At 52.5% G+C, this 25,668-nt stretch carries 23 protein-coding genes; 13 read left to right on the plus strand and 10 right to left on the minus strand.

Features of this window, described 5'->3' with window-relative positions:
- Positions 1-25: 25 nt before the first annotated feature.
- Both SIL79_RS15105 and SIL79_RS15110 read left to right on the plus strand, forming a co-directional pair.
- Positions 26-940, plus strand: a complete 915-nt coding sequence (locus SIL79_RS15105) for a LysR family transcriptional regulator (protein WP_101096779.1) — start codon at positions 26-28, stop codon at positions 938-940.
- A 118-nt stretch (positions 941-1,058) separates the two neighbouring features.
- Positions 1,059-1,853: a TIGR00266 family protein gene (locus tag SIL79_RS15110; RefSeq protein ID WP_039033374.1), complete on the plus strand. Its 795-nt coding sequence runs from the start codon at positions 1,059-1,061 to the stop codon at positions 1,851-1,853.
- Positions 1,854-2,018: 165 nt separating this feature from the next.
- Here the strand turns inward: SIL79_RS15110 and SIL79_RS15115 are convergent, their stop codons facing one another.
- Positions 2,019-2,339, minus strand: coding sequence for a hypothetical protein (locus SIL79_RS15115; protein ID WP_039033373.1), 321 nt, complete (start codon positions 2,337-2,339; stop codon positions 2,019-2,021).
- Positions 2,336-2,800, minus strand: a complete 465-nt coding sequence (locus SIL79_RS15120; RefSeq protein ID WP_039033372.1) for an EVE domain-containing protein — start codon at positions 2,798-2,800, stop codon at positions 2,336-2,338. The genes SIL79_RS15115 and SIL79_RS15120 overlap by 4 nt, the downstream gene beginning before the upstream one ends.
- 143 nt (positions 2,801-2,943) lie before the next feature.
- Here SIL79_RS15120 and SIL79_RS15125 point away from each other — a divergent pair, with 143 nt between their 5' ends.
- The gene (locus tag SIL79_RS15125; protein WP_039033371.1) at positions 2,944-3,294 is read left to right on the plus strand and encodes a DUF6508 domain-containing protein; all 351 of its coding nucleotides are present in this window, start codon (positions 2,944-2,946) and stop codon (positions 3,292-3,294) included.
- Positions 3,295-3,619: 325 nt separating this feature from the next.
- Positions 3,620-5,341 (plus strand): AMP-binding protein, encoded by a 1,722-nt coding sequence (locus tag SIL79_RS15130; protein ID WP_039033370.1) that lies wholly within the window; start codon positions 3,620-3,622, stop codon positions 5,339-5,341.
- 63 nt (positions 5,342-5,404) lie between these two features.
- Here the strand turns inward: SIL79_RS15130 and SIL79_RS15135 are convergent, their stop codons facing one another.
- Positions 5,405-6,394, minus strand: coding sequence for a cytochrome-c peroxidase (locus SIL79_RS15135; RefSeq protein ID WP_101096782.1), 990 nt, complete (start codon positions 6,392-6,394; stop codon positions 5,405-5,407).
- 343 nt (positions 6,395-6,737) lie between these two features.
- On the opposite strand from SIL79_RS15135, the gene SIL79_RS15140 reads away from it, so the two are divergent.
- Genes SIL79_RS15140 through SIL79_RS15150 form a run of 3 tightly spaced genes read left to right on the plus strand, consistent with a single transcriptional unit; the run spans position 6,738 to position 9,355 of the window.
- Entirely contained in the window at positions 6,738-7,505 is a 768-nt protein-coding gene (locus SIL79_RS15140; protein WP_319619438.1) for a substrate-binding periplasmic protein, read from the plus strand.
- Positions 7,506-7,557: 52 nt separating this feature from the next.
- Complete coding sequence (locus tag SIL79_RS15145) at positions 7,558-8,586, plus strand: M14 family zinc carboxypeptidase (RefSeq protein WP_039033458.1); 1,029 nt, start codon at positions 7,558-7,560, stop codon at positions 8,584-8,586.
- Positions 8,579-9,355, plus strand: a complete 777-nt coding sequence (locus SIL79_RS15150) for an alpha/beta fold hydrolase (RefSeq protein ID WP_319619439.1) — start codon at positions 8,579-8,581, stop codon at positions 9,353-9,355. Before SIL79_RS15145 ends, SIL79_RS15150 begins: the two co-directional genes overlap by 8 nt.
- Before the next feature lie 64 nt (positions 9,356-9,419).
- Here SIL79_RS15150 and SIL79_RS15155 read toward each other — a convergent pair whose 3' ends face one another.
- Positions 9,420-9,827 (minus strand): YccF domain-containing protein, encoded by a 408-nt coding sequence (locus SIL79_RS15155; protein ID WP_039033368.1) that lies wholly within the window; start codon positions 9,825-9,827, stop codon positions 9,420-9,422.
- A gap of 348 nt (positions 9,828-10,175) precedes the next feature.
- On the opposite strand from SIL79_RS15155, the gene SIL79_RS15160 reads away from it, so the two are divergent.
- Positions 10,176-11,114, plus strand: a complete 939-nt coding sequence (locus tag SIL79_RS15160) for a pyridoxal-phosphate dependent enzyme (protein WP_039033457.1) — start codon at positions 10,176-10,178, stop codon at positions 11,112-11,114.
- Between the two features lie 15 nt (positions 11,115-11,129).
- Here SIL79_RS15160 and SIL79_RS15165 read toward each other — a convergent pair whose 3' ends face one another.
- Together SIL79_RS15165 and SIL79_RS15170 are read right to left on the minus strand one after the other, a co-directional pair.
- Positions 11,130-11,366 (minus strand): hypothetical protein, encoded by a 237-nt coding sequence (locus SIL79_RS15165; protein WP_039033367.1) that lies wholly within the window; start codon positions 11,364-11,366, stop codon positions 11,130-11,132.
- A gap of 313 nt (positions 11,367-11,679) precedes the next feature.
- Positions 11,680-11,853, minus strand: a complete 174-nt coding sequence (locus tag SIL79_RS15170) for a hypothetical protein (RefSeq protein WP_100145745.1) — start codon at positions 11,851-11,853, stop codon at positions 11,680-11,682.
- Between the two features lie 512 nt (positions 11,854-12,365).
- On the opposite strand from SIL79_RS15170, the gene SIL79_RS15175 reads away from it, so the two are divergent.
- Positions 12,366-13,937: a mechanosensitive ion channel family protein gene (locus SIL79_RS15175; RefSeq protein WP_319619440.1), complete on the plus strand. Its 1,572-nt coding sequence runs from the start codon at positions 12,366-12,368 to the stop codon at positions 13,935-13,937.
- 85 nt (positions 13,938-14,022) lie between these two features.
- Here SIL79_RS15175 and ilvN read toward each other — a convergent pair whose 3' ends face one another.
- The 3 genes from ilvN to SIL79_RS15190 all read right to left on the minus strand — a co-directional run bounded on the left by ilvN (position 14,023) and on the right by SIL79_RS15190 (position 17,960).
- Positions 14,023-14,520 (minus strand): acetolactate synthase small subunit, encoded by a 498-nt coding sequence (gene ilvN, locus SIL79_RS15180; protein WP_039033365.1) that lies wholly within the window; start codon positions 14,518-14,520, stop codon positions 14,023-14,025.
- Positions 14,520-16,241, minus strand: coding sequence for an acetolactate synthase 3 large subunit (locus SIL79_RS15185; protein ID WP_071475846.1), 1,722 nt, complete (start codon positions 16,239-16,241; stop codon positions 14,520-14,522). The genes ilvN and SIL79_RS15185 overlap by 1 nt, the downstream gene beginning before the upstream one ends.
- Positions 16,242-16,727: 486 nt before the next feature.
- On the minus strand, positions 16,728-17,960 hold the full coding sequence (locus SIL79_RS15190; protein WP_071475981.1) for a multidrug effflux MFS transporter: 1,233 nt from the start codon (positions 17,958-17,960) through the stop codon (positions 16,728-16,730).
- Positions 17,961-18,228: 268 nt separating this feature from the next.
- Between SIL79_RS15190 and SIL79_RS15195 the strand changes: the two genes are divergently transcribed.
- Positions 18,229-20,016 carry a SulP family inorganic anion transporter gene (locus SIL79_RS15195; protein WP_144360837.1) on the plus strand — a complete coding sequence of 596 codons (1,788 nt, stop codon included), beginning with the start codon at positions 18,229-18,231 and terminating at the stop codon, positions 20,014-20,016.
- Between the two features lie 55 nt (positions 20,017-20,071).
- Here SIL79_RS15195 and SIL79_RS15200 read toward each other — a convergent pair whose 3' ends face one another.
- Positions 20,072-20,776, minus strand: coding sequence for a glutathione S-transferase (locus tag SIL79_RS15200; protein ID WP_319619441.1), 705 nt, complete (start codon positions 20,774-20,776; stop codon positions 20,072-20,074).
- Positions 20,777-21,058: 282 nt separating this feature from the next.
- Here SIL79_RS15200 and trhO point away from each other — a divergent pair, with 282 nt between their 5' ends.
- The 3 genes from trhO to SIL79_RS15215 all read left to right on the plus strand — a co-directional run bounded on the left by trhO (position 21,059) and on the right by SIL79_RS15215 (position 25,495).
- Complete coding sequence (trhO, locus tag SIL79_RS15205; protein ID WP_144360866.1) at positions 21,059-22,039, plus strand: oxygen-dependent tRNA uridine(34) hydroxylase TrhO; 981 nt, start codon at positions 21,059-21,061, stop codon at positions 22,037-22,039.
- A 301-nt stretch (positions 22,040-22,340) separates the two neighbouring features.
- Positions 22,341-23,843: an alkaline phosphatase gene (locus tag SIL79_RS15210; protein WP_071475843.1), complete on the plus strand. Its 1,503-nt coding sequence runs from the start codon at positions 22,341-22,343 to the stop codon at positions 23,841-23,843.
- Positions 23,844-23,857: 14 nt separating this feature from the next.
- Complete coding sequence (locus tag SIL79_RS15215; protein WP_144360838.1) at positions 23,858-25,495, plus strand: alkaline phosphatase; 1,638 nt, start codon at positions 23,858-23,860, stop codon at positions 25,493-25,495.
- The last annotated feature ends 173 nt before the right edge of the window (positions 25,496-25,668 follow it).

Below are 25,668 nucleotides of genomic sequence, written 5' to 3' on the forward strand. Positions count from 1 at the left end.
TGTTGGATTTACGGGAGTGTAAACCTTGCGTATCGATATCGACGCCTTCAATGTGCTTAAGGTGGTGGTGGAAGAGGGCAGTTTTGCCAAGGCGGCAGAGCGTCTGCACAAGGCGCAGTCGGCGGTGAGCTATCAGATAAAGAAACTGGAACAATATCTTGGCGTTAATCTGCTGGACCGTAATCAATACCGGGCCGAGCTGACTCACGAAGGGCGGGTTATTCTGGCCGAGGGACAACGCTTACTGGCGCATCTTGGCAACATAGAACATCTGGCCAGCCGTTTCAGTGAGGGTTGGGAGCCCAGGTTGGAGCTGGTGATAGACGGCGCTTTGCCGATGGAGCCTATCATGACTGCCCTCAAGCGCATGACAGAGCATAAGATCCCGACCAAAATCCAGCTTAATATGGAGTTTCTCGGTGGGGTACAACACAGGTTTGAGCGCGACAGCGCTGATCTTATGTTGGTGAAAGACTATCGCAGCGGCCCCAGTTACCACCCCAAGCCCCTGCCTGCCATCACCAGTGTGTTGGTGGCAGGTAAAGACCACCCCTTGACTTCGCGCCGCGGCATAACCCTGTCTGAATTGCAGCAACATGTGGAGCTTACCATCGAAGACTCATCACCGGTCAAGAGCCAGCGCGATGAGCTGCAGTTTGGCGGCGACAAGGTCTTTTATCTTTCCGGTTTTATTATGAAAAAGAACGCCTTGCTCAAGGGGCTGGGTTTTGGTTGGATGCCGGATTTTCTGATAACCGAAGAGCTGGCTTATGGTGATTTAAGTGAGCTGGACTTTGTCGGCGGCAGCCGTTTTCGTTTTATTCCTCAGTTGGTGTCGACGCTGGAACGCCCCCTTGGCCGCGCAGGAAGGCTGTTTACCGAGCTTATTCTGGAGGAGTTTGAGCGCTTTCAAGGGGATAACGCCAGCGGTTTGGGTTGAAGCATTCTGTTACTTTTTACTCAAATTACATCCACCTCCTCACTTGCCGTTTTGACATTTTATGTCATAGACTGAGTGCCAGGTCATTCAGACCCTAAACCATTGAGGGGGAGTTTCAATGAGCAAGAACAGCCATGAAGTGGATTATGAGATCAAGGGCGAGAGCATGCAGCTGGTTGAGGTGGAGCTGGATCCCGGCGAAACCGTGATAGCCGAGGCCGGCGCCATGACTTACATGGAGGAAGGGATCAGTTTTGAAGCGCGCATGGGCGATGGCTCAGAGCCGGATTCGGGCTTTTTTGGCAAGTTGATGGGGGCCGGTAAACGTATGCTGACAGGTGAAAGCCTGTTTATGACCCATTTCAGCAATCAGGGCCAGGGCAAACGCCGGGTGTCGTTCGCCGCACCTTATCCAGGCACTATTCTGGCAATCGATCTCGATGAGGTCGGCGGTGAACTCATTTTGCAGAAAGACAGTTTCCTGGCCGCGGCTATGGGGACCCAGGTGACCATGAGATTCAATAAGCGCCTGGGAACCGGTTTCTTCGGCGGTGAAGGCTTTATTTTGCAGAGTCTCAAGGGTGATGGCATGGCCTTTATTCACGCAGGTGGCACCTTGATCCGTAAAGAGCTCAAGGGCGAAACCCTGAGAGTGGATACCGGCTGTCTGGTGGGCTTTACCAATGGCATCGATTACGACATAGAGAGAGCCGGCTCTCTCAAGTCCATGGTGTTTGGTGGTGAAGGCTTATTTCTGGCGACACTTTCAGGCCATGGCACAGTGTGGCTGCAGAGCTTGCCGTTTTCACGTATGGCCGACAGGATCATTGCCCATGCGCCTTCTGCCGGTGGCAGTGACAGGGGCGAGGGCTCAGTGCTTGGCGGAATTGGCCGTATGCTGGATGGGCGCTGAGAAGCGCTATTGGTGAAATGACCGGCAAAGGTAGCAGTAAAGATTAAGGTAAAGATAGCAGCGAAGAAAGGCAGTCAAGCGCTTAACCTATTTTGCCGACAAACAAAAAAGCCATGGTTTCCACCATGGCTTTTTGCTTTGGAACTCAGGGCTTTGATAACGGCATCAGTGTTCCAGGATCTCAATGATCCTGCGGGTCTTGTCGTGCAGCTTGAACAGTGTGCCTTCTATGTCGACCGTTATCAGGCCATCATTGCCCAGGGGCACAACCACTCGGCCGCGGGCATAGATATCATTATCAAGGATATCGCCCCTGTGATAGCGCTTTTGCCAACCCGGAGGCAAAGGTTCACCCCGGGCGGCTTTCTTTTGCAGTCCCGGGGGTAAATCTTTATGGTCTTTATCCTGCTTGGCCAAAACGGCCGGACTGGCCAGCAGGGCACCCAGGCTGATTGCTACCAAGGTTTTGGATAGTTTGTTTGTCATAGTTTCTCTCCTGCGAGTAGAAGAATACGTTGCCATTCCTGCTCTGTGACCGGTTGCACGCTCAGTCTGGCCCCTTTTTGTACCAGATACATATGTTCGAGCTGCGAGTCTGCCTTGATCTCTTTCAGGCTGACTGTTTTGGCAAACTGCCGTTCAAAGCCGATATCCAGCTGGAACCAGCGCGGTGACTCTGGACTGGACTTGGGATCAAAGTAGGGTGATTCTGGATCCCAGGCCGTGGTATCGGCTTTGGCCTTTCCGACGACTCTGGCTGTGCCCACCACGCCCGGCGTTTTGCAACTGGAATGATAGAACAAAATGGCGTCGCCGATTTGCAGTTCATCGCGAATAAAGTTGCGAGCCTGATAATTGCGGATCCCGCACCAGGGTTCCACCTTGACCCGCTGTAGATCGTCGATGCTGAATTCATCGGGTTCGGATTTCATCAACCAGTACTTCATGCTGGCACTCCTTGAGTGTTTTTACCAGAAAAGCTTACCAGCCTGTTAAGCACTTATTCAGCAAGGCAGGGGCAGACTGACCTCATTAGATTGGTAGATTATGCATTATTGTGATAATCGATGTAAAAGATTAGGAGTCGCCTATGGCCACACTTAGCCTGACAGCTTCAACTGCTGATTATCAAACCTATCGCCATGATTTTGCCCGCGGGGAACAGGATTACGACCCCGCGACAGTCCATAAATTTGTTGCCGAAATGAAGCGCCAAGGCATGTTGCTCAACGAGTTCAGTTGGGATGATTGGTATCAAAACAGCCATATGGTCGACAGGCCTGAATATATCGCCGATGCTTCCTTGTATGAATGCCGCTTGCTGCTCAGTGCCATGGCGCGCTTAGAGCGTTTCAGCCCGGGTGTCCTGCAGAACATGCGCCGTCAGGGGGTCATGTTGGCTTTACTGGAAAGAATGCAGCAATTGCAAAAGGCGGCCTGAGGATATTCGGTCGCTGTTACCGTGCATTTTGCGGCCATGATCCGTCATCGGCAGGCTTTTTATTCAGGGCTCCTTTGGGGGCCCTGATGGTTTTTGAGCCATTATTCTTTAGTCTAAAAGCCGGTTTCCTTGCTTGTTATTCCAATACGCCATTCGTTAGAGTCGTTATGAACCCTGCGCCCAGGCCGCAGTGAAAGCCGATCATTGCCGCTGTTTTTGATGCTTTTCAGACGCTGTCAATATGGCTTCACACTGTGAGGGGAGGGCCGTCGGCTCAGGGTGACAGACTCTTCCTATAACGATAAAACAACGCACGGAGGCTTAGATGTCTGCCAACAAGACAAGCAAGCAACTCAATGATTTACCTCTGTCACAGAGCCGTTATCTGGGGCACAGTAATACTCCCTTGATAGACAAGACCATAGGTCAGTATTTGCAGGATATCTGCAACCGCTATCCGGACAATACAGCTGTGGTGATGCATCATCAGCAACTGCGCTGGAGTTATGCGCGCTATCTTGAAGAGATAGATAAGTTGGCCACAGGCCTGTTGGCACTGGGTATCGGCCCCGGGGACAGGGTCGGGATCTGGTCGCCCAATAATATCGAGTGGTGTCTGACTCAGTTTGCCACCGCCAGAATTGGCGCCATCATGGTGTGCATCAACCCGGCTTATCGCCCGGAAGAGCTGGAATATGCACTTACTAATGTGGGCTGTAAGGCTCTGATCACTCACGATAAGTTCAAGTCCAGCGATTACCTGGCGATGCTGAATGAGTTGGCGCCGGAGCTCAGTGATGCCGAGCCCGGTAAGCTGGTGTCCAGTCGTCTGCCGGAACTGCGCTGCGTTATTCGCACCGGCAGTGACAAGACGCCGGGCATGCTGAATTTCCCCGAGGTATGTGCCATGGGCTCTGAGGCGGAATATGCCGATCTCAAAGGCATAGGTGAGCGTCTATCGGCCAATGATGCCATCAACATCCAGTTCACTTCAGGCACCACGGGTAACCCCAAAGGCGCCACGCTGACCCACCATAATATTCTCAACAACGGCATGCTGGTGGCCGATGCCATGGGCTTTGGCCCGGATGATAAGCTTTGTATTCCAGTGCCCCTGTACCACTGTTTTGGCATGGTGCTGGGGAATCTGGTGTGTCTGGCCAAAGGCGCCACGGCCGTATTCCCATCCGATGCCTTTGACCCTACGACTACCCTCAAGGTGGTCGAGCAGGAGCGCTGCACTGGACTGCACGGGGTACCAACCATGTTTATCGCCGAATTGGAGCTGGCCAATTTCCAGGATTATGACCTCAGCAGTTTGCGCACCGGGGTGATGGCCGGCGCCACCTGTCCTGAGGAGTTGATGAAACGGGTGCATAAGCTGATGCATATGACAGAAGTCGTTATCGCTTACGGCCAAACTGAATGCAGCCCGATCAATAATATGACAGAGGTGGAATCTTCATTTGAGAAACAAGTCACTACCGTTGGCCGGGCACTGCCCCATACCGAGGTGAAGATCATTGATGAATTCGGTGAGATTGTACCTATAGGGCAGCCGGGGGAAGTATGTAGCCGAGGTTATTGTGTGATGCAGGGTTACTGGAACGATCCGGCCAAAACCCAAGCCACCATAGATAAAGAAGGCTGGCTGCATTCGGGCGATCTCGGAGTGATGGACAGCGAAGGATATGTACAGATAGTCGGTCGCATCAAAGACATGATTATCCGGGGCGGTGAGAACATCTATCCACGGGAGATTGAAGAGAAACTCTACACCCATAGTGAAATTCAAGATGCAGCAGTATTCGGGGTACAGAGTGAAAAATACGGTGAAGAGGTGTGCGCCTGGATCAAGATACGTCCCGGCAGTACAGTCACTGAAGATGAAATCCGTCACTTCTTGACCGAGAAGGTGGCTTATTTCAAGGTGCCGCGTTATATCAAGTTTGTTGAACAATACCCTATGACGGTCACAGGCAAAATCCAGAAGTTCCGCATGCGAGAGCTGATGTATGAAGAGCTGCACCGGGATATCAACGCTTGAGTCATTTAAACCGCAACAGTAAAAGAGAAGCGCCGCATTGCGGCGCTTCTTTATGGTCATGAATTACTTGCCGAATGGAATCGGTCTAGGGGTGTCTTTGTTGGATGGCGGCAGAATGGGCATTTCTACCTTGGGCTGTTCGCCGGTCAGCGACTTGAGGAAAGCCACCATCTCTTGGGTTTCTTTCTCGGTCAGCTTCTGACCCAACTGGATATCCGACATGGTGTTGACCGCCTCTTCCAGCTCCCAAACACTGCCGTCATGGAAGTAGGGGTAGGTGAGTTCAATGTTACGCAGTGTCGGCACCTTGAACACCATCTTGTCGGCTTCCTTACCCGTTACCGCCTTGCGGCCTTCGGCAGGGTTATCCGTGTGGAAAGGTTTGATAAGTCCCATCTTCATATACATGGTGCCACCGACCGCCGGACCATTATGGCAAGCGACACAGCCCTTGTCCTTGAACAGCTGATAACCCGCTTGGGCTTCGGCGCTGATGGCATTTTTGTCGCCTTCCAGATACTTGTCAAAGGGGCTATTGGGGGTCACCAGTGTCTTTTCAAAGGCGGCAATTGCATCTGTGATCCTGTCGATGTTGACCTCTTCAGAGCCGTAAACCTGCTTGAAGCGGGCGCGGTAAGCCGGCATGGAGGCAACGGTTTCGGACGCCAGTTCATGAGTAAATCCCATCTCCTTGGGGTTGGCTATTGGACCTGCGGCCTGTTCCTTGAGATCTTTGGCGCGGCCATCCCAGAACTGTGCCAGCATATAATCGGCGTTCAATACGGTAGGCGAGTTGATAGGGCCTTCTTGCCAGGCATGACCGATAGAGGTTGGCAGGGCATCTACCCCTCCCATTGAAAGATTGTGACATGAATTACAGGAGATAAACCCGGACTTTGATAATCTGGGTTCGAAGTAAAGCATTTTTCCGAGTTCGACTTTTTCCGGCTCGGTGATTTTCACCGGCTTGATAATTTCGATAGGCTCAGCCGCCTGAGCCGCAGTCATCCCGAGGGCTGCCGTTACAGCCATGACCAGTGCTTGATATCTCATTGCTATCACCTCTAATAGGCTTACTTTGTGTGTGGTTATTTGCCCATCATAGTGATAGAAGGAGAGCTTTGACAGCTGTTAATATCGATTGGCTCTATCGTTGATTTAGATAGGTTTTTTGTGATGATTACCGCGGTTTTAGCCTCCAATTTTAGCTATCTTACCCAAATCGAACTTTTTCACATTTTCATCTCTCGTCACACTTTGATTTAAAGTGTGCGGTAAGCTGTGTTTTTTTGTGTCCGGCGCTGATTGAGACTGGTAGCTGCCAGGCGTCGACAAGCTATACTCTGTTAACTTCCGGAATGCTTATGGGGTTGGCCTTGGCAAATGGAGTGGCATTATGGCAAAAACAGCTATTACCTTTTTCGGCCGTTCTGCGCTGCACGTCCTCTTGTTGTTGCTACTTTATAGTGGCAGCTCTTCTGTGCGCGCCGATACCCTGCAATTGAGCTCGCTTAATTGGCCCCCCTACACAGGTCAGATGTTGCAACAACAGGGAGCCTGTGTTGCCGTTGTCAAGGCGGCACTGGCCGCCATGGGCCATGAACTCAAAATTAATTTTTACCCCTGGAGCCGGGCAGTGAAGTTGGCAGGCATGCCCGGATCTCCCTATCTTGGTTACTTTCCAGAGTATTATCACCAAAGCGATAAGTTTATCTTTTCCAAGCCATTAGGCTTTAGTCAATTGGCCTTGGTGGAGCAATCCCAGCGGCCAGTGAGCTGGCAACAGTTGCAGGACTTGCAGCGTTACAATCTCGGGGTGGTCAAGGATTATGTTAATACCGAAAGTCTGGATCGGGCCATGGACTCAGGCCGGCAACCCTTCGAGCTGGCCAATTCCGATGAACAAAACCTTCGCAAATTGGCGGCCGCCAGAATTGATGCCGTGGTGATCGATGCCAATGTCTATCGTTACCTGCTGCGGCAAAAGGGGATGGAGGAGTTGGAGGGCAAACTTAAACTGAATCGGCAACTGCTGGCCAGCAAGGGCTTGCTGGTGGCTTTTCGAAATTCTGCAGAGGGACAACGCTGGCGGGATATTTTCGACCAGGGGCTGGCCCGTATCGATGCCAAGAGCATATTGGAGCAACACTTAAAGTATCATTGAGTTGTCATCCAAAGCGGCTAAATTGAGCACTTTACCCCAGATGGACGTGTCTGTGACAGAAAGTGCCTATGAGCTTGAACTGCTTGCCGAGCTGGAGCATAAATACCAGCAACACTTGAATGCCAGGTCTTTGGCCCAAGTCGGCTTTGCCGGGAAGACGCACGATGTGCGGGCGCTGGAGCTGGGGAACCCAAACGCCAGGGTGCCCACAGTGCTGTTCGTCGGCGGCGTTCACGGGATAGAGCGCATCGGCAGCCAGGTGATACTGGCGCTTCTTGGCAGCCTGTTGACCCGCTGCAGTTGGGATAAACATCTGCAGTTGATGTTAACTCAGATACGGCTGGCGTTTGTACCTGTGTTGAATCCCATCGGCCTTATCCGGGGAACTCGCGCCAATGGCAATGGGGTCGATTTGATGCGCAATGCTCCCATAGATGCCCGCGGCTCAGTGACTTTTATGGTCGGCGGTCAACGGCTTTCCCGCCATCTTCCCTGGTATCGGGGCCGCAGCAATCAGCTGGAAGCCGAGACCCGGGCGATTATTGACTACAGTAATGATCTTATGGCCCGCGGCAGCAGCTTGATTGTGCTCGATGCTCACTCAGGTTTTGGCCTGGTGGATCATATCTGGTTTCCCTTTGCCTGTAAGGACACGCCTTTTGCCCGCTTGGGGGAGGTGTATCATCTAAAGCAGTTGTTCGAAATGAGCTACCCCCATCATTGTCATTATCATATTGCGCCTCAAAGCCGCTTCTATCGCACCCACGGCGATATTTGGGATTATTTGGTCAGTTGTAACCCCCAAGTGCCTTTCCTTCCTTTAACGCTGGAAATGGGCTCCTGGGCCTGGGTTAAAAAGAATCCCAGGCAATTGCTGCGCTTCTCCGGTTATTTCAACCCTCAAAAGCAGCACAGGCTGCAGCGTATTTTACGGCGTCACTTTACCCTGATGCAGTTCTTGCTCGATGTGGGGTATGCTCAGGTACTGGAACAACTGCCTGAACTTCATCGACATCACCTGGACTATCAGGCACGAAACTTTTGGTATCCACAAGCGGCGGAGAAACCAAGTCATGACTGAGCAGCAAACCTGGGTGCTGATCCGTGGCCTGATGCGCGATAAACGTCATTGGCAAGCCTTTGCCGATAATCTGCTGGCGTTGGGGTTTCGGGTGGAGCTCATCGATCTACCTGGAAATGGCGATAGGGTGGCGGATATCAGCCCCTGGGATATTCAGGATTATGCCGACTTTGTTGCAGATGAACTACTGCGGCGCAAGGTGGCTAAATGCCGAATATTGGCTATTTCCATGGGCGCCATGGTGGCTATGGCACTTGCCGGGAAAAATGACGCTGAAGATGGCCGCCAAAAGGAGTTTCAGATTGAGGGGCTTTTATTGCTCAACAGCAGCGCCGCCGATCTTTCGCCTTGGTATCAGAGATTTCGGCTGCAAGCCCTACTACAAGCCTTGTGCTTCAGAGTCAAAGGTGAGGGCATTCAATGGCGCGAGGCGACGATTCTTGCGCTTACCAGTCTTGCCCATGCCAAAGACAAGTCTCTGTGCCGTCACTGGAGCCAACTGGCGCTTGAGGCCAAAACTACACTCGCCAATGGCCTGCGACAAATTGTTGCCTCGGCCCGCTTTCGCTCACCGGCTAACTTGCGGATGCCGGCAGTCATTGTTTATGGCTGTGATGATCGCCTGGTTTCGCCCAAGTGCAGCGTTCGCCTGGGGGCCAAATATCGGCAAAAGCCGATTCCTTTTTGCCGCTGCGGTCATGATGTGGCGTTGGATAGGCCTGAGTTATTGCTGGAGTTGGTGCAGCGTTTGAGTCGACAAACGCCTTAGACTTGCTTGGGGAAGTTTGAGCCCAGGTCAAAATCGAGTCAGATATCCGACCTGGGCTTTGTGATTAGTGGGAGGCGACCACTGTCTTGCCTATGGGCGTTAAAGAAAGCAAGGCCAGCTTCAGATGCTGAATGCCAAAAGGTATGCCTATGATGGTGACAAAGCAGGCCAGGGCGTGGGTCAGGTGGCCTATCGCCAACCAAATTCCGAACAGCAGGAACCAGATGATGTTGCCGACCATACCCAGGGCGCCGGTGCCCAAGTCTTCGCGGCCAGAGAGCCTGTCGCGGTTGATATGCTCCTGACCGAAGGGCCAGAATGCCAGTTCACCTATGACAAAACAGGCGCGGCCGAATGGGATACCTATGATACTGATAAAACAGAGCAAGCCGACAAACCACCAGGCCAGTCCCATGACAAAGCCGCCAAGAATAAACCAGGCAATATTAAAAATAAGACGCAAAATAGCCATTGAGTGCTCCTTTAAATGGCAGATCAGCCGCACAGTTTTACTGTAAAGCTTGGGGATATTTCGATTAATAGCCAGAAGCGTGCCATAATTATAACCTGTTGAATAATATGGGTTGTTGCTATTTCTAAGCCTGGGCGGATGGCGGGGATTGGTGATTTATACCAATAAGTGGCGATAATCATCACAGAGTGAAGCCGCAATGAATTAGCTACCAAGCCATCACTTGGTTGGCATAAAGCCTACTGGTGCCTGTGAGGATTTGTGGCCTGAACCCTGTCCTCCTTGGCGGCAAACACATACAATAGCTATCCCTTGCACACCTTAGCCTTGAAATATATCGCCACTGCCATGCCTTTAGCCGATTTCAAACTGGATAAAACCCCGGTTCAAGCCTTTGAGTTTCGGGGACATCAGCTGTTTATCAAGCGCGATGATCTACTTCATCCCAGTTTCAGTGGTAATAAGGCGCGCAAGTTCCGTTATTTCCTCGACCATGACTTTCCCGGTATCAAGCGCCTGATAGGTTATGGCTCGGCCCAGGCCAACTCACTCTACTCTATGGCGGCGCTGGCCAAACTCAAAGGTTGGCAGCTGGACTTTTATGTGGATCACCTGCCGGACTGGTTGCAGCAGCGCCCCCTGGGTAACTATCGCGCCGCGTTGGAATTGGGCGCACGGGTGATTGCCGTAAAGAATACGCCCAAGGCCGAGTTGATGACCGGCATGACCCTGGAGAACTTTGTCAGGCAGCATATTGTACCTGAGTGCGAGCACAGCCTGTTCGTTCCCGAAGGGGGCCGCTGTAGTTATGCCGAATACGGCGTAGCTCAGTTGGGCGCCGAGATTTTACAGTGGCAGCAGCAACAGGCTGCCCATAACCTCAAGCTGTTTCTGCCATCGGGAACTGGTACAACGGCACTGTTTCTACAGAAGTATTTTTGTGAGCAACAGGCTGATATTGAAGTGCTGACCTGCGCCGTGGTCGGCGGAGACAGTTACCTCAAGACCCAGTTGCTTGAGTTATCGCCCGATGAGGCATTGCATCCAACTATTGTTACACCCGAGCGTAAGTATCATTTTGGCAAGTGTTACCCCGAGTTTTACCAACTTTGGCAAGAGCTGGAGCAAAGCGGTATCCGCTTTGAGCTTTTGTACGATCCGCTCGGCTGGCAAGTGTTGCTCGACTTCTTGCAACGTGAGGGCGACTGCCAGGTACTGTATCTGCATCAGGGGGGGCTCCTTGGTAATGAGTCCATGCTTCCCAGATACAGGCGTAAATTCGGTTGAGTGGGAACCTTGACTTCAGATCAGCTGGTTGCGCTTGAGGATCTTATGAGTACGCTCTGCCAAACGTTGCAAGGATTTGAGATCGGCAAGCCCAGGCACCTCGTCATCGAGACGGGACTCCCAAAAGCATACCTCAGTGTCCAACATCTCCAACATTTTCTTGGAGCAACCCAGGCATTTCCCACCGCATAGGCTGGCTTCCGGCAAATTTAGTGGAATACAACGCCGGATCTCGCCCAGCAATGAACGCATCGCTTCCGTGGTATTCGGTTTAATGGATCCGGGTTTAGTCGCGCTGCTTTTAGCGGCTGTGATGGATTGATTCAAGACAACACCGACAGATGAATTTGTTAAGCATCAGCTTAATTCAAGTGGAAGGCTTGGATAATGATCTGGCGCTTGATTTGCTGTTTATCGCCATTTGGTCAGGCTGCTTCCCGGGATCACGGGAAAAGGCCTTGACCAAATGTGATGTTTACCCGATTGCTGCTGGATAACAGTCCAATCTGCCTGAGCGCTCGATACAGTGAGAGGATAGGGGTATCGAGTGGGTATTTCGACAGTCTTACTTATTGGCGCTCAGCAACCACTTCATAAACTTGAGGGTTTCTGTACGCTTTGAGAAGGTTTGCTTCTTCTTGCCTTTGCTGTCGGTAAAGGCGATTGAGTTTTTGTTGATGGAAATTGAATCTACAGGAAAACTTACTGCGATTTCATGTCCGTTTACTTTGTATGACATAGGCCACACTCCTTATTTCTGTTAGCGCCGGTATTGGCGTATATAATCTTAACTATAGAAAATCCTTAGCATTTATTGCGAAAGATGCGTTGCTTGACTATTGAATGTACCCAGTTTGTCACCCTTTATCAAGCCCCCCGATAGACTGAAGTGCATAAAGGCACTTCGGGTGTCAGTAGAACATCAGACCATCGCCGCAGCACAGAGTTCACCACAGCTGTGTGACATTTCAATTAAACTCAAGAATTATTAACTGAACGGACTTACTTAAGAGGCCTGGAGCGAGATGGGACGAGCTGAGGATACCTTAATAATTCAGCTTATTGTATAGATAATTTACTACAAGTCAAGCAGTATAAATATTGGGCCGACATATCCGGAACTACATGTTTCTGCTACTCTTTTTTCTGATGGTGCCAATGGTTCCCTGACGCACTTTGGCTTGAACACAACTTGAAGTGATTACACCGGATGGATTGGTACCTTACCTTATAGTGGCAAGGAGTGCGTTAATGAATAGAGTGTTGATTGGCATAGGATTATTTATTCTTTTGCTCTGGCCAGGGTTGTGCCCGGCGGTCGAACCTGAGCCGGAAACGTCAAGCGAGCAAAGTGCTGCTGGGGCTTATGAGTACCGCGATCCCTTGCTCCGGGATACCCCCAGAGGTGCCCTGCAGGGCTTTATGCATTATGCCCGAGAAGGGGATTATCAAACCGCGGCCGAGTATCTGGATCTGCGTTTTCTTCCCGCCGGTATGACTGCGGAGCAGGGGCCACTCTATGCCAAGCAGTTGCTGGCGATTATCGAGCGTAATCTCTGGCTCAATCCTCAGGAGCTTGATGATACCCCAGAGGGTAAAACCGACGACAAGCTGCCCGCTTACCGGGAGGGGTTTGCCCGTTTGGAAGCCGAAAAAAAGGCCTATCAGCTCCTGTTGCAGCGGGTGCCGAGCTCTGAATACGGCAGTCTGTGGAAGGTTTCCAATGCCACGGTTGCCAAGCTCCCAAAACTTTACCAGGCCTTGGGCTATGGCCCTGTGGTGGAGTGGTTTATCGAGCACATTCCTGAAGGACGCCTGTTTACCCTGAATCTTTGGGAATGGGCCATGATGCTGGCCTATCTGGCGCTGGCATTCTTATTCGTGGTACCTGTGACCTGGTTGCTGCAATGGCCACTTTCACGTTCATCACACCCGCTCAAGGCTGAATTGGGCGCCTTTATTCGCGGCCCACTCAGGTTCTTTGCCGCTGTGGCACTCGATAGGGCCATGCTTGCCAACAGTACCTTGAGCGCTGCGATGCAGGAGATAGTCAACACAGGCTTTTTCTTTATTCTGGCCACGGTTTGGTTGATATGGGCGCTGGTGGGGCTGGCACAGAGCAGTCTTAGGGAGCGCTGGATAGCCAAAGGCAACAAACAGGCGGCCTCCTTGTTGCGTCCTCTTGGGAATTTTTTGCGGGTGGCCCTGCTCAGCCTGGCGACCTTATTATGGCTCGAGCACCTGGGGTTTAATGCCGGCACTATACTGGCCGGGATGGGCATTGGCGGGCTGGCAATCGCCTTGGCCTCGAAGCAGTCGATAGAAAACCTTATTGGCACCATTACTCTCTATTCGGCCGCGCCTATCAAGGTTGGCAATATTGGCAATTTCGGCGGCGTTCGCGGCACAGTGGAGGAGATAGGCCTACGCTGTACCCGCATTAGAACTCTGGATCGCTCTGTCATTCATATGCCCAACGCCAAGTTGGCCGAAATGGAGATAGAGAATATTTCAGAGCGGGAGAAAATCCGTTTTAAGACAGATATCCGTCTCGATTACAGCACTGATGCCAAACAGTTGCAGGCGATCATCAATGATATCAAAGCCTTGCTAAAGCAGCATGAGAAGGTGGATGAGTCACCGATGCGGGTCACCTTCAAGGGCTTCGGCAACGCCGGACTCGAGTTGAATGTACTGGCCTATGTCGGCACCACCAGTTTACCTGTTTATCAGGAAGTCGCCGAGGAGTTGCAGCTGGGGATCATGGCGATTGTCGCCGAGCACGGCAGTAAGATGGTACCTGTATGGCCGGTTTCACCTTAATGCTACTCAGATTCCGTATTGATTCGGTTTGAAAATACCGCTCACGGTAAAGTGAACGGTATCAGCAGGGTCTTCAGTCCCGGATTCAAGCTCGCATCGCTTTTTCACCCCTGGCAAGGCCTACCACGCCGGAGCGGGACACTTCCACTACCTTGGTGACCTCGGTCAGCGCGGCAATAAAGGCGTCCAGTTTATCGCTGGTGCCCGCCATCTGTACTGTATAGAGATTGGCGGTTACATCGACAATTTGGCCGCGGAAGATATCGGCGGTGCGTTTTACCTCTGCCCGCAATGCGCCGCTGGCCTTGACCTTGACCAAGGCAAGCTCCCGTTCCACATGGGTGGACTCTGTGATGTTGGATACTTTGAGCACATCGATAAGCTTGTGCAGCTGCTTCTCTATCTGCTCCAGAATGCTCTCATCGGCCTCTACTGCGACTGTGAGCCGGGAAAGTGTCGGATCATCGGTGGGAGCCACAGTGAGGGTTTCAATGTTGTAGCCACGTTGGGAAAAGAGACCGACAACTCTTGACAGGGCGCCGGGCTGGTTTTCCATCAATACAGATATGATTCGACGTCTCATCAGCTTTTCTCCGTCTTGCTCAGCCACATTTCATTCATAGCGCCACCACGAATTTGCATCGGGTAGACGTGTTCGGTTTCATCGACACTGATATCCACAAACACCAGCCTGTCTTTCATGGTCAGGGCTTGTGCCAGTTTGCTCTCCAGCTCATCCACATGGTCGATATTGATCCCAACGTGGCCGTAGGCTTCGGCTATTTTGGCAAAATCAGGCACTGAGTCCATATAGGAATGGGAGTGGCGGCCGGAGTAGATCATGTCCTGCCACTGTTTCACCATCCCGAGGAAACGGTTGTTGAGATTGATGATTTTCACCGGCACATCATATTGCAGTGCGGTGGAAAGCTCTTGAATATTCATCTGAATCGAGCCGTCGCCGGTGACGCACACGACGGTTTCATCCGGCATCGCCATCTTGACCCCCATGGCGGCCGGCAAGCCGAATCCCATGGTGCCCAGGCCGCCTGAGTTGATCCAGCGCCGCGGCTTGTCGAAAGGATAATAGAGGGCGGCAAACATCTGGTGCTGGCCAACATCGGAGGCCACATAGGCATCACCGTTTGTCAGGCGATAGAGGGTTTCTATCACTTGCTGGGGCTTGATCCGTTCAGCATTGCGCTGATAGTCGAGGCAGTTGCGGCTGCGCCAGGAGGCAATTTGCTGCCACCAGTGTTGCAGCGCCTCGTCATCCTGAGGCGTTACCTTGTCTTCATCCAGTAATTGCAGCATCTCGTTCAGCACCTTATCGGCCGAGCCCACAATCGGAATATCCACCTTGATGGTCTTGGAGATGGATGAAGGGTCGATATCTATGTGCAGTATGGTGGCATCCGGGCAATATTTGGCGACATTATTGGTGGTTCTGTCATCGAACCTCACCCCAATACCGAAGATTAAATCTGAATTGTGCATGGCCATATTGGCTTCATACAGGCCGTGCATCCCCAGCATGCCCAGGTTGTTGTGATGAGATCCGGGAAAGGCGCCCAGCCCCATAAGCGTATTGACCACAGGCAGTTTCAGTCGTTCGGCCAGAGTCAACAGCTGCCGGTGGCAGCCGGAGATAATGGCGCCGCCGCCCACATACAGCACTGGTTTTTTGGCGGCCATCAAGGCCTGCAAACCCCGGCGGATCTGGCCCTTGTGACCCGAAAGCGTCGGGTTGTAGGAGCGCATCTTAATCTCTTCCGGGTATTGATACTCGTGCAGTATCGCCGGGTTGAGACTGTCTTTGGGGAGATCCACTACCACAGGGCCGGGGCGGCCGCTGGCCGCAATATAGAAGGCTTTCTTGATAATGGTGGGAATTTCGGTGGGGTCTGTCACCAAAAAGCTGTGTTTCACCACAGGGCGGGAGATCCCTATCATGTCGCACTCCTGAAAGGCGTCATTGCCGATCAGGTTACTGGGCACCTGGCCCGAAAGCACCACCAGAGGGACTGAATCCATATAGGCGGTGGCGATGCCGGTAATGGCATTGGTCGCTCCCGGGCCGGATGTCACCAACACCACGCCGACCTGGCCCGTGGCTCTGGCGTAACCATCGGCCATGTGCACGGCCGCCTGTTCATGGCGGACAAGAATATGTTCTATATCGGATTTTTGATGCAGGGCATCATAGATGTCGAGAACTGAGCCACCTGGGTAGCCGAATATATGTTTTACGCCTTCGTCAATTAACGAACGCACTATCATGCTGGCGCCTGAAAGCATCTCCATTTGGTACTCCTTGATAAGATACCGTTACGGTAAACAGTAACTTTTACAGCGACGGTTATCGCTCTAATCCAAGCCGGAAGGGTAGTTCCGGCCAGCTGTCGACCCGGCCCTGGGGGCTCACCTCCCTGTAGGGAAGGGGTCTCTGTCACCAATGGACAGAATTTCATCATATTGGAAAGAGAGAAGTTTTCAAGCCCCTGGAAGCGGCTTTTTTATGAGCATGAATAAATTTCATTTTTGCCGCCGAAAAGCGGCCTTGATTGCGGTAGGTTATTGCGAAAGTATAATTTGTTATGTATTGAATTAATTATATTTTATTATTAATTGAGGATATTTTTAGACTTTAGTCTAAAGCGCTGCCGATTCTATGTGTATGACCCCAATCTTTGAAAAATTGTGGTTCTTGGGGGTGCGGAAAATCGACAAACGGCGTTTTGCGCTCAAGCGGTTTCAAACGCTTGAGCGTGATTTACCGCCAGCTTTATTTTAGGAGCCGGTACTGCGGCATTCGGGCAAAGGGCGGCGACTGACGGCGAACTGGCACAGACCCACCAGTAGCACAGAGGCCAGCATCAGCGCGGCAAAGGGCACGGCAGTCCCCGTGTAAAACAGCGCCAGCAGCGGTCCTGCCAGAGCACCAAAGCCAAACCTCAGGGTGCCGATAACCGCGGTGGCTGTGCCGGTTTCCTGCTGAAACTTCATCAGTACTATGGCGTCGGCGTTAACCGACATTACCCCCAGGCATCCCATCAGGGGGATCAGCATGGCCACGGTAAAGTGGTAACTCAAGTCGAGCAGGTTCACCAGTAACAGCCCGGCAGCGGCAATACTGCCGAGCATAGTGGCGGCAACCAACATGCGTCTTGAACCATAGCGACCAACAATGCGTGAGTTGATAATATTGGCCAGCATCAAAGCGCCTACGTTGGTACTGAATAGTATGGCAAACAGAGACTTATCCAAGTTAAATACCGACATATAGACAAACGGCGAGGCTGTCAGGTAGCAGAAAAAGGCGAATGAAGTCAGCACGCCGCTGCCAATATGCAGCTTGACCCCGGGCCGGGTAAAGACGGTGGCATAGGCGCCAAAGAATGACTTGCGGCTGCGCTCGGCGCCTTGCATATCCGATGGCAAACGCAGTTTCAGCAATACCAGCATGAGCAGCAGCAGGGCATAGCAGGCTAGGATAAAGAAAATCAAATGCCATTCACCCAGCTCCAAAATTAAGCTGCCTATGGATGGAGCCAGCAGCGGCGCCAGCATCATTATTAGGCTGACATAGGACATGCCCTTGGCCGTATTGTCACCATAGACCTCCTTGATATAGCCGGGGATCACCACGGTAGCGGCGGCGCCGATAAACGCCTGGAAAAATCTGAGGCTTAAAAACATTTCTATCGTTTGCGACAGCGCCAACCCCAGGCTGACCAACATAAATCCCGATAGGCCAATGATCACCAAAGGACGACGGCCGAAGCGATCGGCCAAAGGCCCAAAGGTAAGCATACCCAGAGAATACCCGGCCAGATACAGGCTCAGAGACTGCTGTACTGTCGTGATATCGGAATGGAAACTCTCGGCTATGGTAGCCATGGCCGGCAGATACATGTCGATGGCCAAAGGCGTTATCGCCACGATGGCCGACAGCATGGGAATAAGCAAGGCCAGATGCAGCCCTTGGGGCGTGCGCCTGGTTATCTGGGGTTGGGTATCCAATTTAACCTCATTATATTGGCCAAAAAGCATTGGATGCTTGGTCAGGAGTGTGATTTATGCCACAAAAAAGGGCTGAGGGTTTATGTTAAGTCGTGGCGGCCAATAAGCCAATCCCCCAGAGTCGTTTCTTTACATTACTGACAAAGGAAGATGGAAAGGTGAATAGTGAGAATATTTTATTTCGCCCTGGATGACTTCCTGGCATAAGCTCACTACATTATCCACTCAGGACAGAATGCGCTTAAATTGACGGAGTTGAGTGCTGAATATGCGAGTTAATTTTCCACAATGGAACACCAGGGAGTCGCTGACTCAATTACTTCCCGGGCTGGCAGGATTACTGCATTACCAAAAAGAATGGTTGCGGGATGATCTGCGCGCCGCCTTGTCGGTAACCGCGGTGGCCTTGCCTGTAGCTATCGCCTATGCCCAGCTTACCGGGGTCAGCGCCGTTGCCGGGCTATACTCCTGTATTTTACCTATGTTGATTTATGCTTTGTTTGGTACATCGAGGCAACTGATAGTGGGTCCGGATGCCGCGACCTGCGCCGTGATTGCTGCTGTGGTGACGCCACTGGCCGCCGGCGATGCCAAGGTGCACTGGCAGTTGGTGATGACCATGACCCTGATGACGGGCGCCTGGTGCCTGCTGGCCAGTCGCTTTCGGCTTGGGGTGCTTGCCGAGTTTCTCTCACGGCCGATTTTGATGGGGCTGCTCAACGGGGTGGCGATAACTATTATCGTCGGCCAGTTTTCGAAGATTTTTGGCTTTAGCTTCGAATCCCGCTATTTGCTGGAGCGCCTGGCTGGCGGCGCCGAGTATCTGTCGCGCACTCACTGGCCAACATTGGGCATGAGTCTGGTCACCTTACTGGTGTTCCTGCTGGTCAAGCGTCTGCGGCCGCAATTGCCTGCTTCTATGGTAGCGATAGCTGTGGCCGGATTATTGGTATGGCTGCTAGATTTGCAGCAGTATCAACTGGCGGTGGTCGGCACTATTGAAGGCGGTTTGCCGGAGTTTCAGGCACCGGTATTTGACTTGGGGCTGAGTCGTGAATTGGTGATGCCGGCGCTGAACCTTGCCATGGTGAGCTTTGTCTCGATGATGCTGACGGCGCGCAGCTTTGCCGCCAAAAATGGCTACGACATAGATCCCGATAAGGAGTTTCGCGCGCTTGGATTTGCCAATATCGCCTCGGGTTTGTCCCAGGGGTTTGCTATCAGCGGCGCCGATTCGCGCACCGCGGTCAATGATGCCAATGGTGGCAAATCGCAGCTGGTTTCTGTGATAGCGGCGCTGCTGATAGCCCTGGTGGCCCTGTTCCTGACTGCGCCGCTGCAATATATCCCTTCGGCGGCGCTCGGGGTGGTGCTGGTTATCGCATCACTCTCTTTGATTGATATCAAGGGGATCTGGAAACTGAGAAAGCGTGACAACGGCGCCTTTACCCTGGCGCTGATCACCCTGTTGGCCGTGCTCTTTATCGGGGTGATCCCGGGGATCACCCTGGCGGTGCTGCTGGGCTTATTCCAATTTATCCGGGTAGTGATGAAACCCTCGGAGCAACTGCTCGGTGTCGATCGCAAGGGGGTGCTGCGCAGTATCGACCGCAGTGACAAGGCCACGGCGATCCCGGGGATCATGATTTACCGTTTCAACTCACCCTTGACCTATTTCAACGCCGGTTATTTCAAACGCCAGCTGCTGCTCAGGTTAAAAGAGCAGCCCGAGCCGGTGGACTGTGTGATAGTCGATGCTGTGGCCTGTTTCAGTCATCTGGATATCAGTGTGATGGCCATGATTGCCGATTTGGCGCACCTGTTGAAGCGCCGCGGCGTCAGTTTGGTACTGGCGGGCCGTAAACGTCAACTACTCAGCTGGTGTGAAGCCAGCGGTATAGATGTGGCGGAGGATGGTTTGATCATCAGGCCTGATTTGGCCTTGGCGGTGCGTATGCATCAAAACTATAAACAAGCGGTCGCTGAAGGTCAGGCACCCGAAGTGCGGCGTTTGGCCGGCGATGATACCAGCGCTCCCAGACCGTCACACCTGTAAAACCTGGCGGGATCCCGCCAGCTCGCAAACGCCTACCCAGATTACTCGGCAGGCGCTAAAGCGGCTGTTGCTCGCCGCTTTCCAGCCACAATGGCTTGGGTTTCATGGCGCGGATAAACCAGGGGTGATCGAGCCAGGCCTGCAGCCATTGATTAAGACAGGGCAGGGGGGCTGCATTGAACCTGGCTCTATCCACATGGGCAAATTGGCGCACAAAAGGGAAGATGGCGAGATCCGCTGCGCTCATACGCCCGAGCAACATGACCTGCTGTTGTTGCTCTTTTTGCCCCTGTAGCTTTTGCTGCCCGAGATGTTCTTGAGCCTCAACCAGTCTCTGCTCCAGTGGCAGCAAGTACAGGAGCGCTTGCTCGAAATAGCTTTGCTGGCTGAACTCAGGGTAACGGTCAAAGTATTTGTATCTGTCCAGCAAGGGCTTGAATGCCCTGTCATTGGTCGCTATCAGGGTTGAGATAAGGTTTTCTTCCTCAGGATTTTGCGGCAGCAATGAGTGGGGGTCGGCTTGTGCCAGTGCCCAGAAAAGGATATCCAGGCTCTCGTCCAGTACCCTTCCATCAGCGAGTTGCATCACAGGCACAGTGCCTTTGGGCGATAGTTCCAGCATCTGCTGCGGCTTATTTTTCAGCAGAATTTCCCGCACTACAACAGAGTAGTCGGCGGCAATTAAGCCCAGTCTGGCGCGCATGGCATAGGGGCAGCGGCGAAAGCTGTACAGAATAGTTTGACTGCTTACTTGAGTCACAAGAGTCCCTTGGAATTCAATGAAAACAGCCATTGTAGGAATCACTCGGGTGGCAGGCAAGGTTGCTGTTCATAACCGCATGTAAAGGATTAAACCGCTACTATATGGCGGCCTGCTGTAGGAATCGCCGAATAACCCTACTTTTGCTGTCTATTTGCGCTACTGTGATTGGGATAGAATGGCGCCCCCATTTTGGGAGGCAAATCACTTAAGAAAAGTTTCAGAAGGTGACGCCGTTATGCACTGGAAATTAGGTTCCAGCCAGCAGAAGTTGAGGTAATGATGTCCAAAATAGTTGTATGTGCTTTATATAAGTTTGTTTCCCTGCCGGATTATGAGGCTTTGCGTCAGCCGTTGCTCGAGACCATGGAAGACAATGGTATTCGCGGCACCTTGCTGCTGGCTGCCGAAGGCATTAATGGCACTGTGGCCGGCTCGGAAAACGGTATCAATACCCTGATGGCCTGGTTGGATGCCCAGAATGGCCTGGATAATATCGTCTCCAAGCGCTCATTTGATGATGAGATGCCGTTCTATCGCACCAAGGTCAAACTCAAGAAAGAGATAGTCACCATGGGGGTGGAAGGCATAGATCCCAGAGAAGTGGTCGGCACCTATGTCAAACCTCAAGACTGGAATGCGCTGATCTCCGATCCCGATGTGCTGCTGGTTGATACCCGCAATGACTATGAAGTGCAAATTGGTACCTTCAAGAATGCCGTCAATCCCGAGACCGAGACTTTCCGCGAGTTCCCCGAATATGTGAAGCAGCAGTTGGATCCGGCCAAGCACAAGAAAGTAGCCATGTTTTGCACCGGCGGGATCCGCTGTGAAAAGTCCACTGCCTACCTTAAGCAACAAGGCTTTGATGAGGTATATCACCTCGAAGGCGGGATCCTCAAATATCTGGAAGATGTGCCCGAAGAGCAGAGTCTGTGGCAGGGAGAGTGCTTTGTTTTCGATAACCGGGTTTCAGTGGATCACCAGCTGCAAAAAGGTCAGTACGATCAGTGTAATGCCTGCCGGATGCCGATAACCGAGGCCGATAAGCAGAGCCCGGCCTACGAGCAGGGGGTCAGCTGTCCCCATTGCATAGATAAGCTGGATGAAAAGCAGCGCCGGCGCTTTATCGAGCGTGAGCGACAGATGCAACTGGCCAAGCATCGCGGTGAGGCCCACATAGGCGCCGATGTCAAAGAAGTGATCCATAAGCGCCGCGAGCAAAAACAGCGTCAGAAAGAGCAGGCCAAGCAAACGTCCTGATAGCGCTAAGAAATCTAATCATCGAAGGAGCCCATTGGCTCCTTTTTTGATATGCAGATGATTTAGGTGCCTCCAGTCATTATGGTTTTTCGATACCGGAACAAACAGCAGCCTTCCCCCCACTCAATACCCATTCAGGTTTCTTGGCCAAAAAAAACAGCTTTTTCTTTAATTTGTGCCGTCCAGACAAAGCCCTTCACATAACTGCAATCTTGATTAACCAAATCTGTCATCTGGATCTTAGACAATCAGGCCGCTCTACCTTTACTTGCGACCAATTTACTTCAACCCAATACGGATGATGAAAGTGATGAAAAATAGATTAGCTGCGTTGATCTCTTGCAGCCTGGTAAGCATGGCGGCCAACAGCGCCGTGTTACCCAGTGTTCAAACTGACAGCCATTGGTATAAGGAAAGCGCTCAGCGCGTGTCAGACAAGGCTACATTAGAATCAAAAGCAAAAGCCAAAAACGTGATTTTGTTTGTCGGTGACGGCATGGGGATCTCCACTTTGACTGCCGCGCGTATCTTCCAAGGACAGCAGATAGCCGGTAACCAGGGCGGTGAAGAGAACTTCCTGAGTTTTGAGAAGTTTGATCATACCGCATTGATCAAGACCTATAACACCAACCAGCAAACACCGGACAGTGCCGGCACCATGACGGCCATTGCGACTGGGGTAAAGTCCAAAGCGGGGGTGATTTCGGTATCCGAACAGAGCCTTCGTGGCAACTGCCTGTCATCCAAAGGTAATGAGCTGGTGACTCTGGTGGATCTGGCCAATGCCAAAGGCTTATCTACCGGTGTGGTGAGCACTGCACGTATCACCCACGCCACCCCGGCAGCAACCTATGCCCATAGCCCGGAGCGCGACTGGGAATCTGACGCCAAGCTGCCTGCCGAAGCGGTAGCCAACGAGTGTAAAGATATCGCCTACCAGATGGTGATGCGCGATAAAGACAATGCCCTGTCAGTCGCCCTGGGCGGCGGTCGCCGCGCCTTTATTCCTGAAACCGTGACTGATGGCGAGAACAAGAAAGGGCAACGTAAGGATGGCCTGGACTTGACCAAGGCTTGGGTCGACAACCTGGACAACGCCGCCTATGTGTGGAACAGCACGGAGTTTGACGCCATAGATGCCGGCACCACAGATCACCTGCTGGGCTTGTTCAACTCCTCCCACATGGAATATGAAGCGGACCGCGCCGATGATGTGGGCGGTGAACCTTCATTGACCCAGATGACAGCGAAATCCATCGAGATTTTGCAGAAGAACGACAAGGGCTATCTGCTGATTGTCGAGTCGGGTCGTATCGACCATGGTCACCACGCCGGTAACGCCAAGCGCGCCCTGGCCGATGCGGTGGAACTCTCCAACGCCGTTAAGGCGGCGGTAGAAAACACCAACCCGGAAGAGACGCTCATTCTGGTCACCGCCGACCACAGCCACGTGTTCACCATCGCAGGTTATCCGAAGCGGGGTAACCCTATTCTGGGTCTGGTACACGGCGTAGACGGAAACCTTTCTACTGCCCTTGACGGTAAGCCATACACTACCTTGGGTTACACCAATGGCCCGGGCGCCGTTGTGGGGAACCGTGACGACCTAACCTCAGTGGACACTCAAGACAAAGACTTTATCCAACAAGCTCTTATTCCTATGGGAAGTGAAACCCACGCCGGTGAAGACATCAGTCTGCACGCCACAGGCCCCGGCGCCAATCTGGTGCAGGGTGTAATGGAGCAGAACGTGATTTTCCACATTATCAATCAAGCCCAAGAGCTTGGCGGTACTAAGTATTAATTGGGAGCAAGGAAATGAATAAGAAATTACTGGTACTGTCTTTGGCCGCGATTCTCGGCCTGGCGGCCTGTGGAAGTGACGGTGACAACGGCAAGGACGGCAACGCAGGCACTCCGGGCACAGATGGAAGCAACGGCAGTGACGGAAAAGACTGGACCGCCGTTAATCAATGGTATGTCGATGGTCAAAACCGCGTCACCAAGGCGTCCAATATGAGCAATAACACCCAGGCGGGTGCGGCGAAAAACATCATCTTGTTTGTCGGTGATGGCATGGGCGTTTCAACTGTGACTGCGGCGCGGATCCTCGATGGTCAGCTCAAGGGGCAAACCGGAGAGGAAAACTCACTTTCCTTTGAGACTCTGCCTTATCTTGGCCTGGCCAAGACTTATAATGTCGATGGTCAAACCCCGGATTCGGCCGGCACCATGACGGCCATGGTCACCGGGGTGAAGACGGACGTTGGCGTGATCTCACAGGCTGAAGGTGTTGAGCGCGGCGTTTGTTCTTCCACCAGGGGTCAAAACCTGGTGACTTCGCTGGAACTGGCCGCCATGGCGGGTATGGCTACAGGTGTGGTTTCGACCGCACGTATCACTCATGCTACCCCGGCTGCCACTTATGCCCATGTGCCGGATCGCGACTGGGAAGCGGACAGCAACTTGCCGGCCGAAGCCGTCAGCAACGGCTGTAAAGACATTGCCGCCCAGATGCTGGACTTCAATAACGGCAAAGGGATCAATGTGGTTATGGGCGGTGGTCGCCGCGCCTTTATTCCCAAAACCACTATCGATCCAGAAGGCAAAGCGGGTAAGCGTAACGATGGTCGCGATCTGACCGCCGAGTGGTTGTCTCAGTACTCCAATGCCAGTTACGTTACCGACCGCGACAGTTTCCTGGCGATGGATACCGGCACCACAGAGCATGCGCTGGGGCTGTTTAATTCCTCTCACATGGAATATGACTACGACAGAGTCGAGACCGGTGTTACCGGCGAGCCTTCTCTGGCAGAGATGACGGCCAAGAGTATCGATATTCTGAAAAAGAACGACAAAGGCTTTGTCCTGATCGTTGAAGCCGGTCGTATCGACCATGCTCACCATGCCGGTAATGCGGCCCGCGCTCTGTACGACACCATAGCCTTGTCTGAGGCGGTACGTATCGCCATGGAGAAGACCTCGGCCAATGACACCTTGCTGATGGTTACTGCTGACCACAGCCATGTGTTCACCATCGCCGGCTATCCGACCCGAGGTAATCCTATCCTGGGTCTGGTGAAGAGTAACGACGCCAACGGTCAGCCGTCGGTCACCAACTCTACCGATGCCAACGGCATGCCTTATACCACTGTTGGTTATGCCAATGGTCTGGGCTTTGGCTCGCTGGCGACCGGTGGCGATGAGCGATACAACTATGCCGCCGAGCCTGGACGCGTGGATCTGAACTACATAGACACCCAGAGTGTGGGGTTCCATCAGGAAGCATTGGTGCCGCTGGCAAGTGAAACCCATGCCGGTGAAGATGTGGCCATCTTCGCTCGCGGCCCGGGTGCCAGCCTGGTTCAGGGTACGGTTGAGCAGAACCACATCTTCCATGTGATGAACTTTGCCGGTGATTTGGTTAAAAAGGCCGAGGCCGCCGCGGCGCAATAAAGTTTAGCGTTTCGCAGCCTGATGCCCCTGCCTGCCTCTAGTTTCAGGCAGGGTGCCAGGCTGCTTCTTTGGTTTTAGTCTTTTGTTTTAGAGTCATATCAGTAGGTTTATTATGTCCCGTGTAACATTCAAGCCAGCGTTTCCCTTTTTTTCCCGCGTAGCGCTTCATATCG

Origin of the sequence: Shewanella indica (assembly GCF_033842865.1) — a bacterium.
Classification (GTDB): Bacteria; Pseudomonadota; Gammaproteobacteria; order Enterobacterales; family Shewanellaceae; genus Shewanella; species Shewanella indica.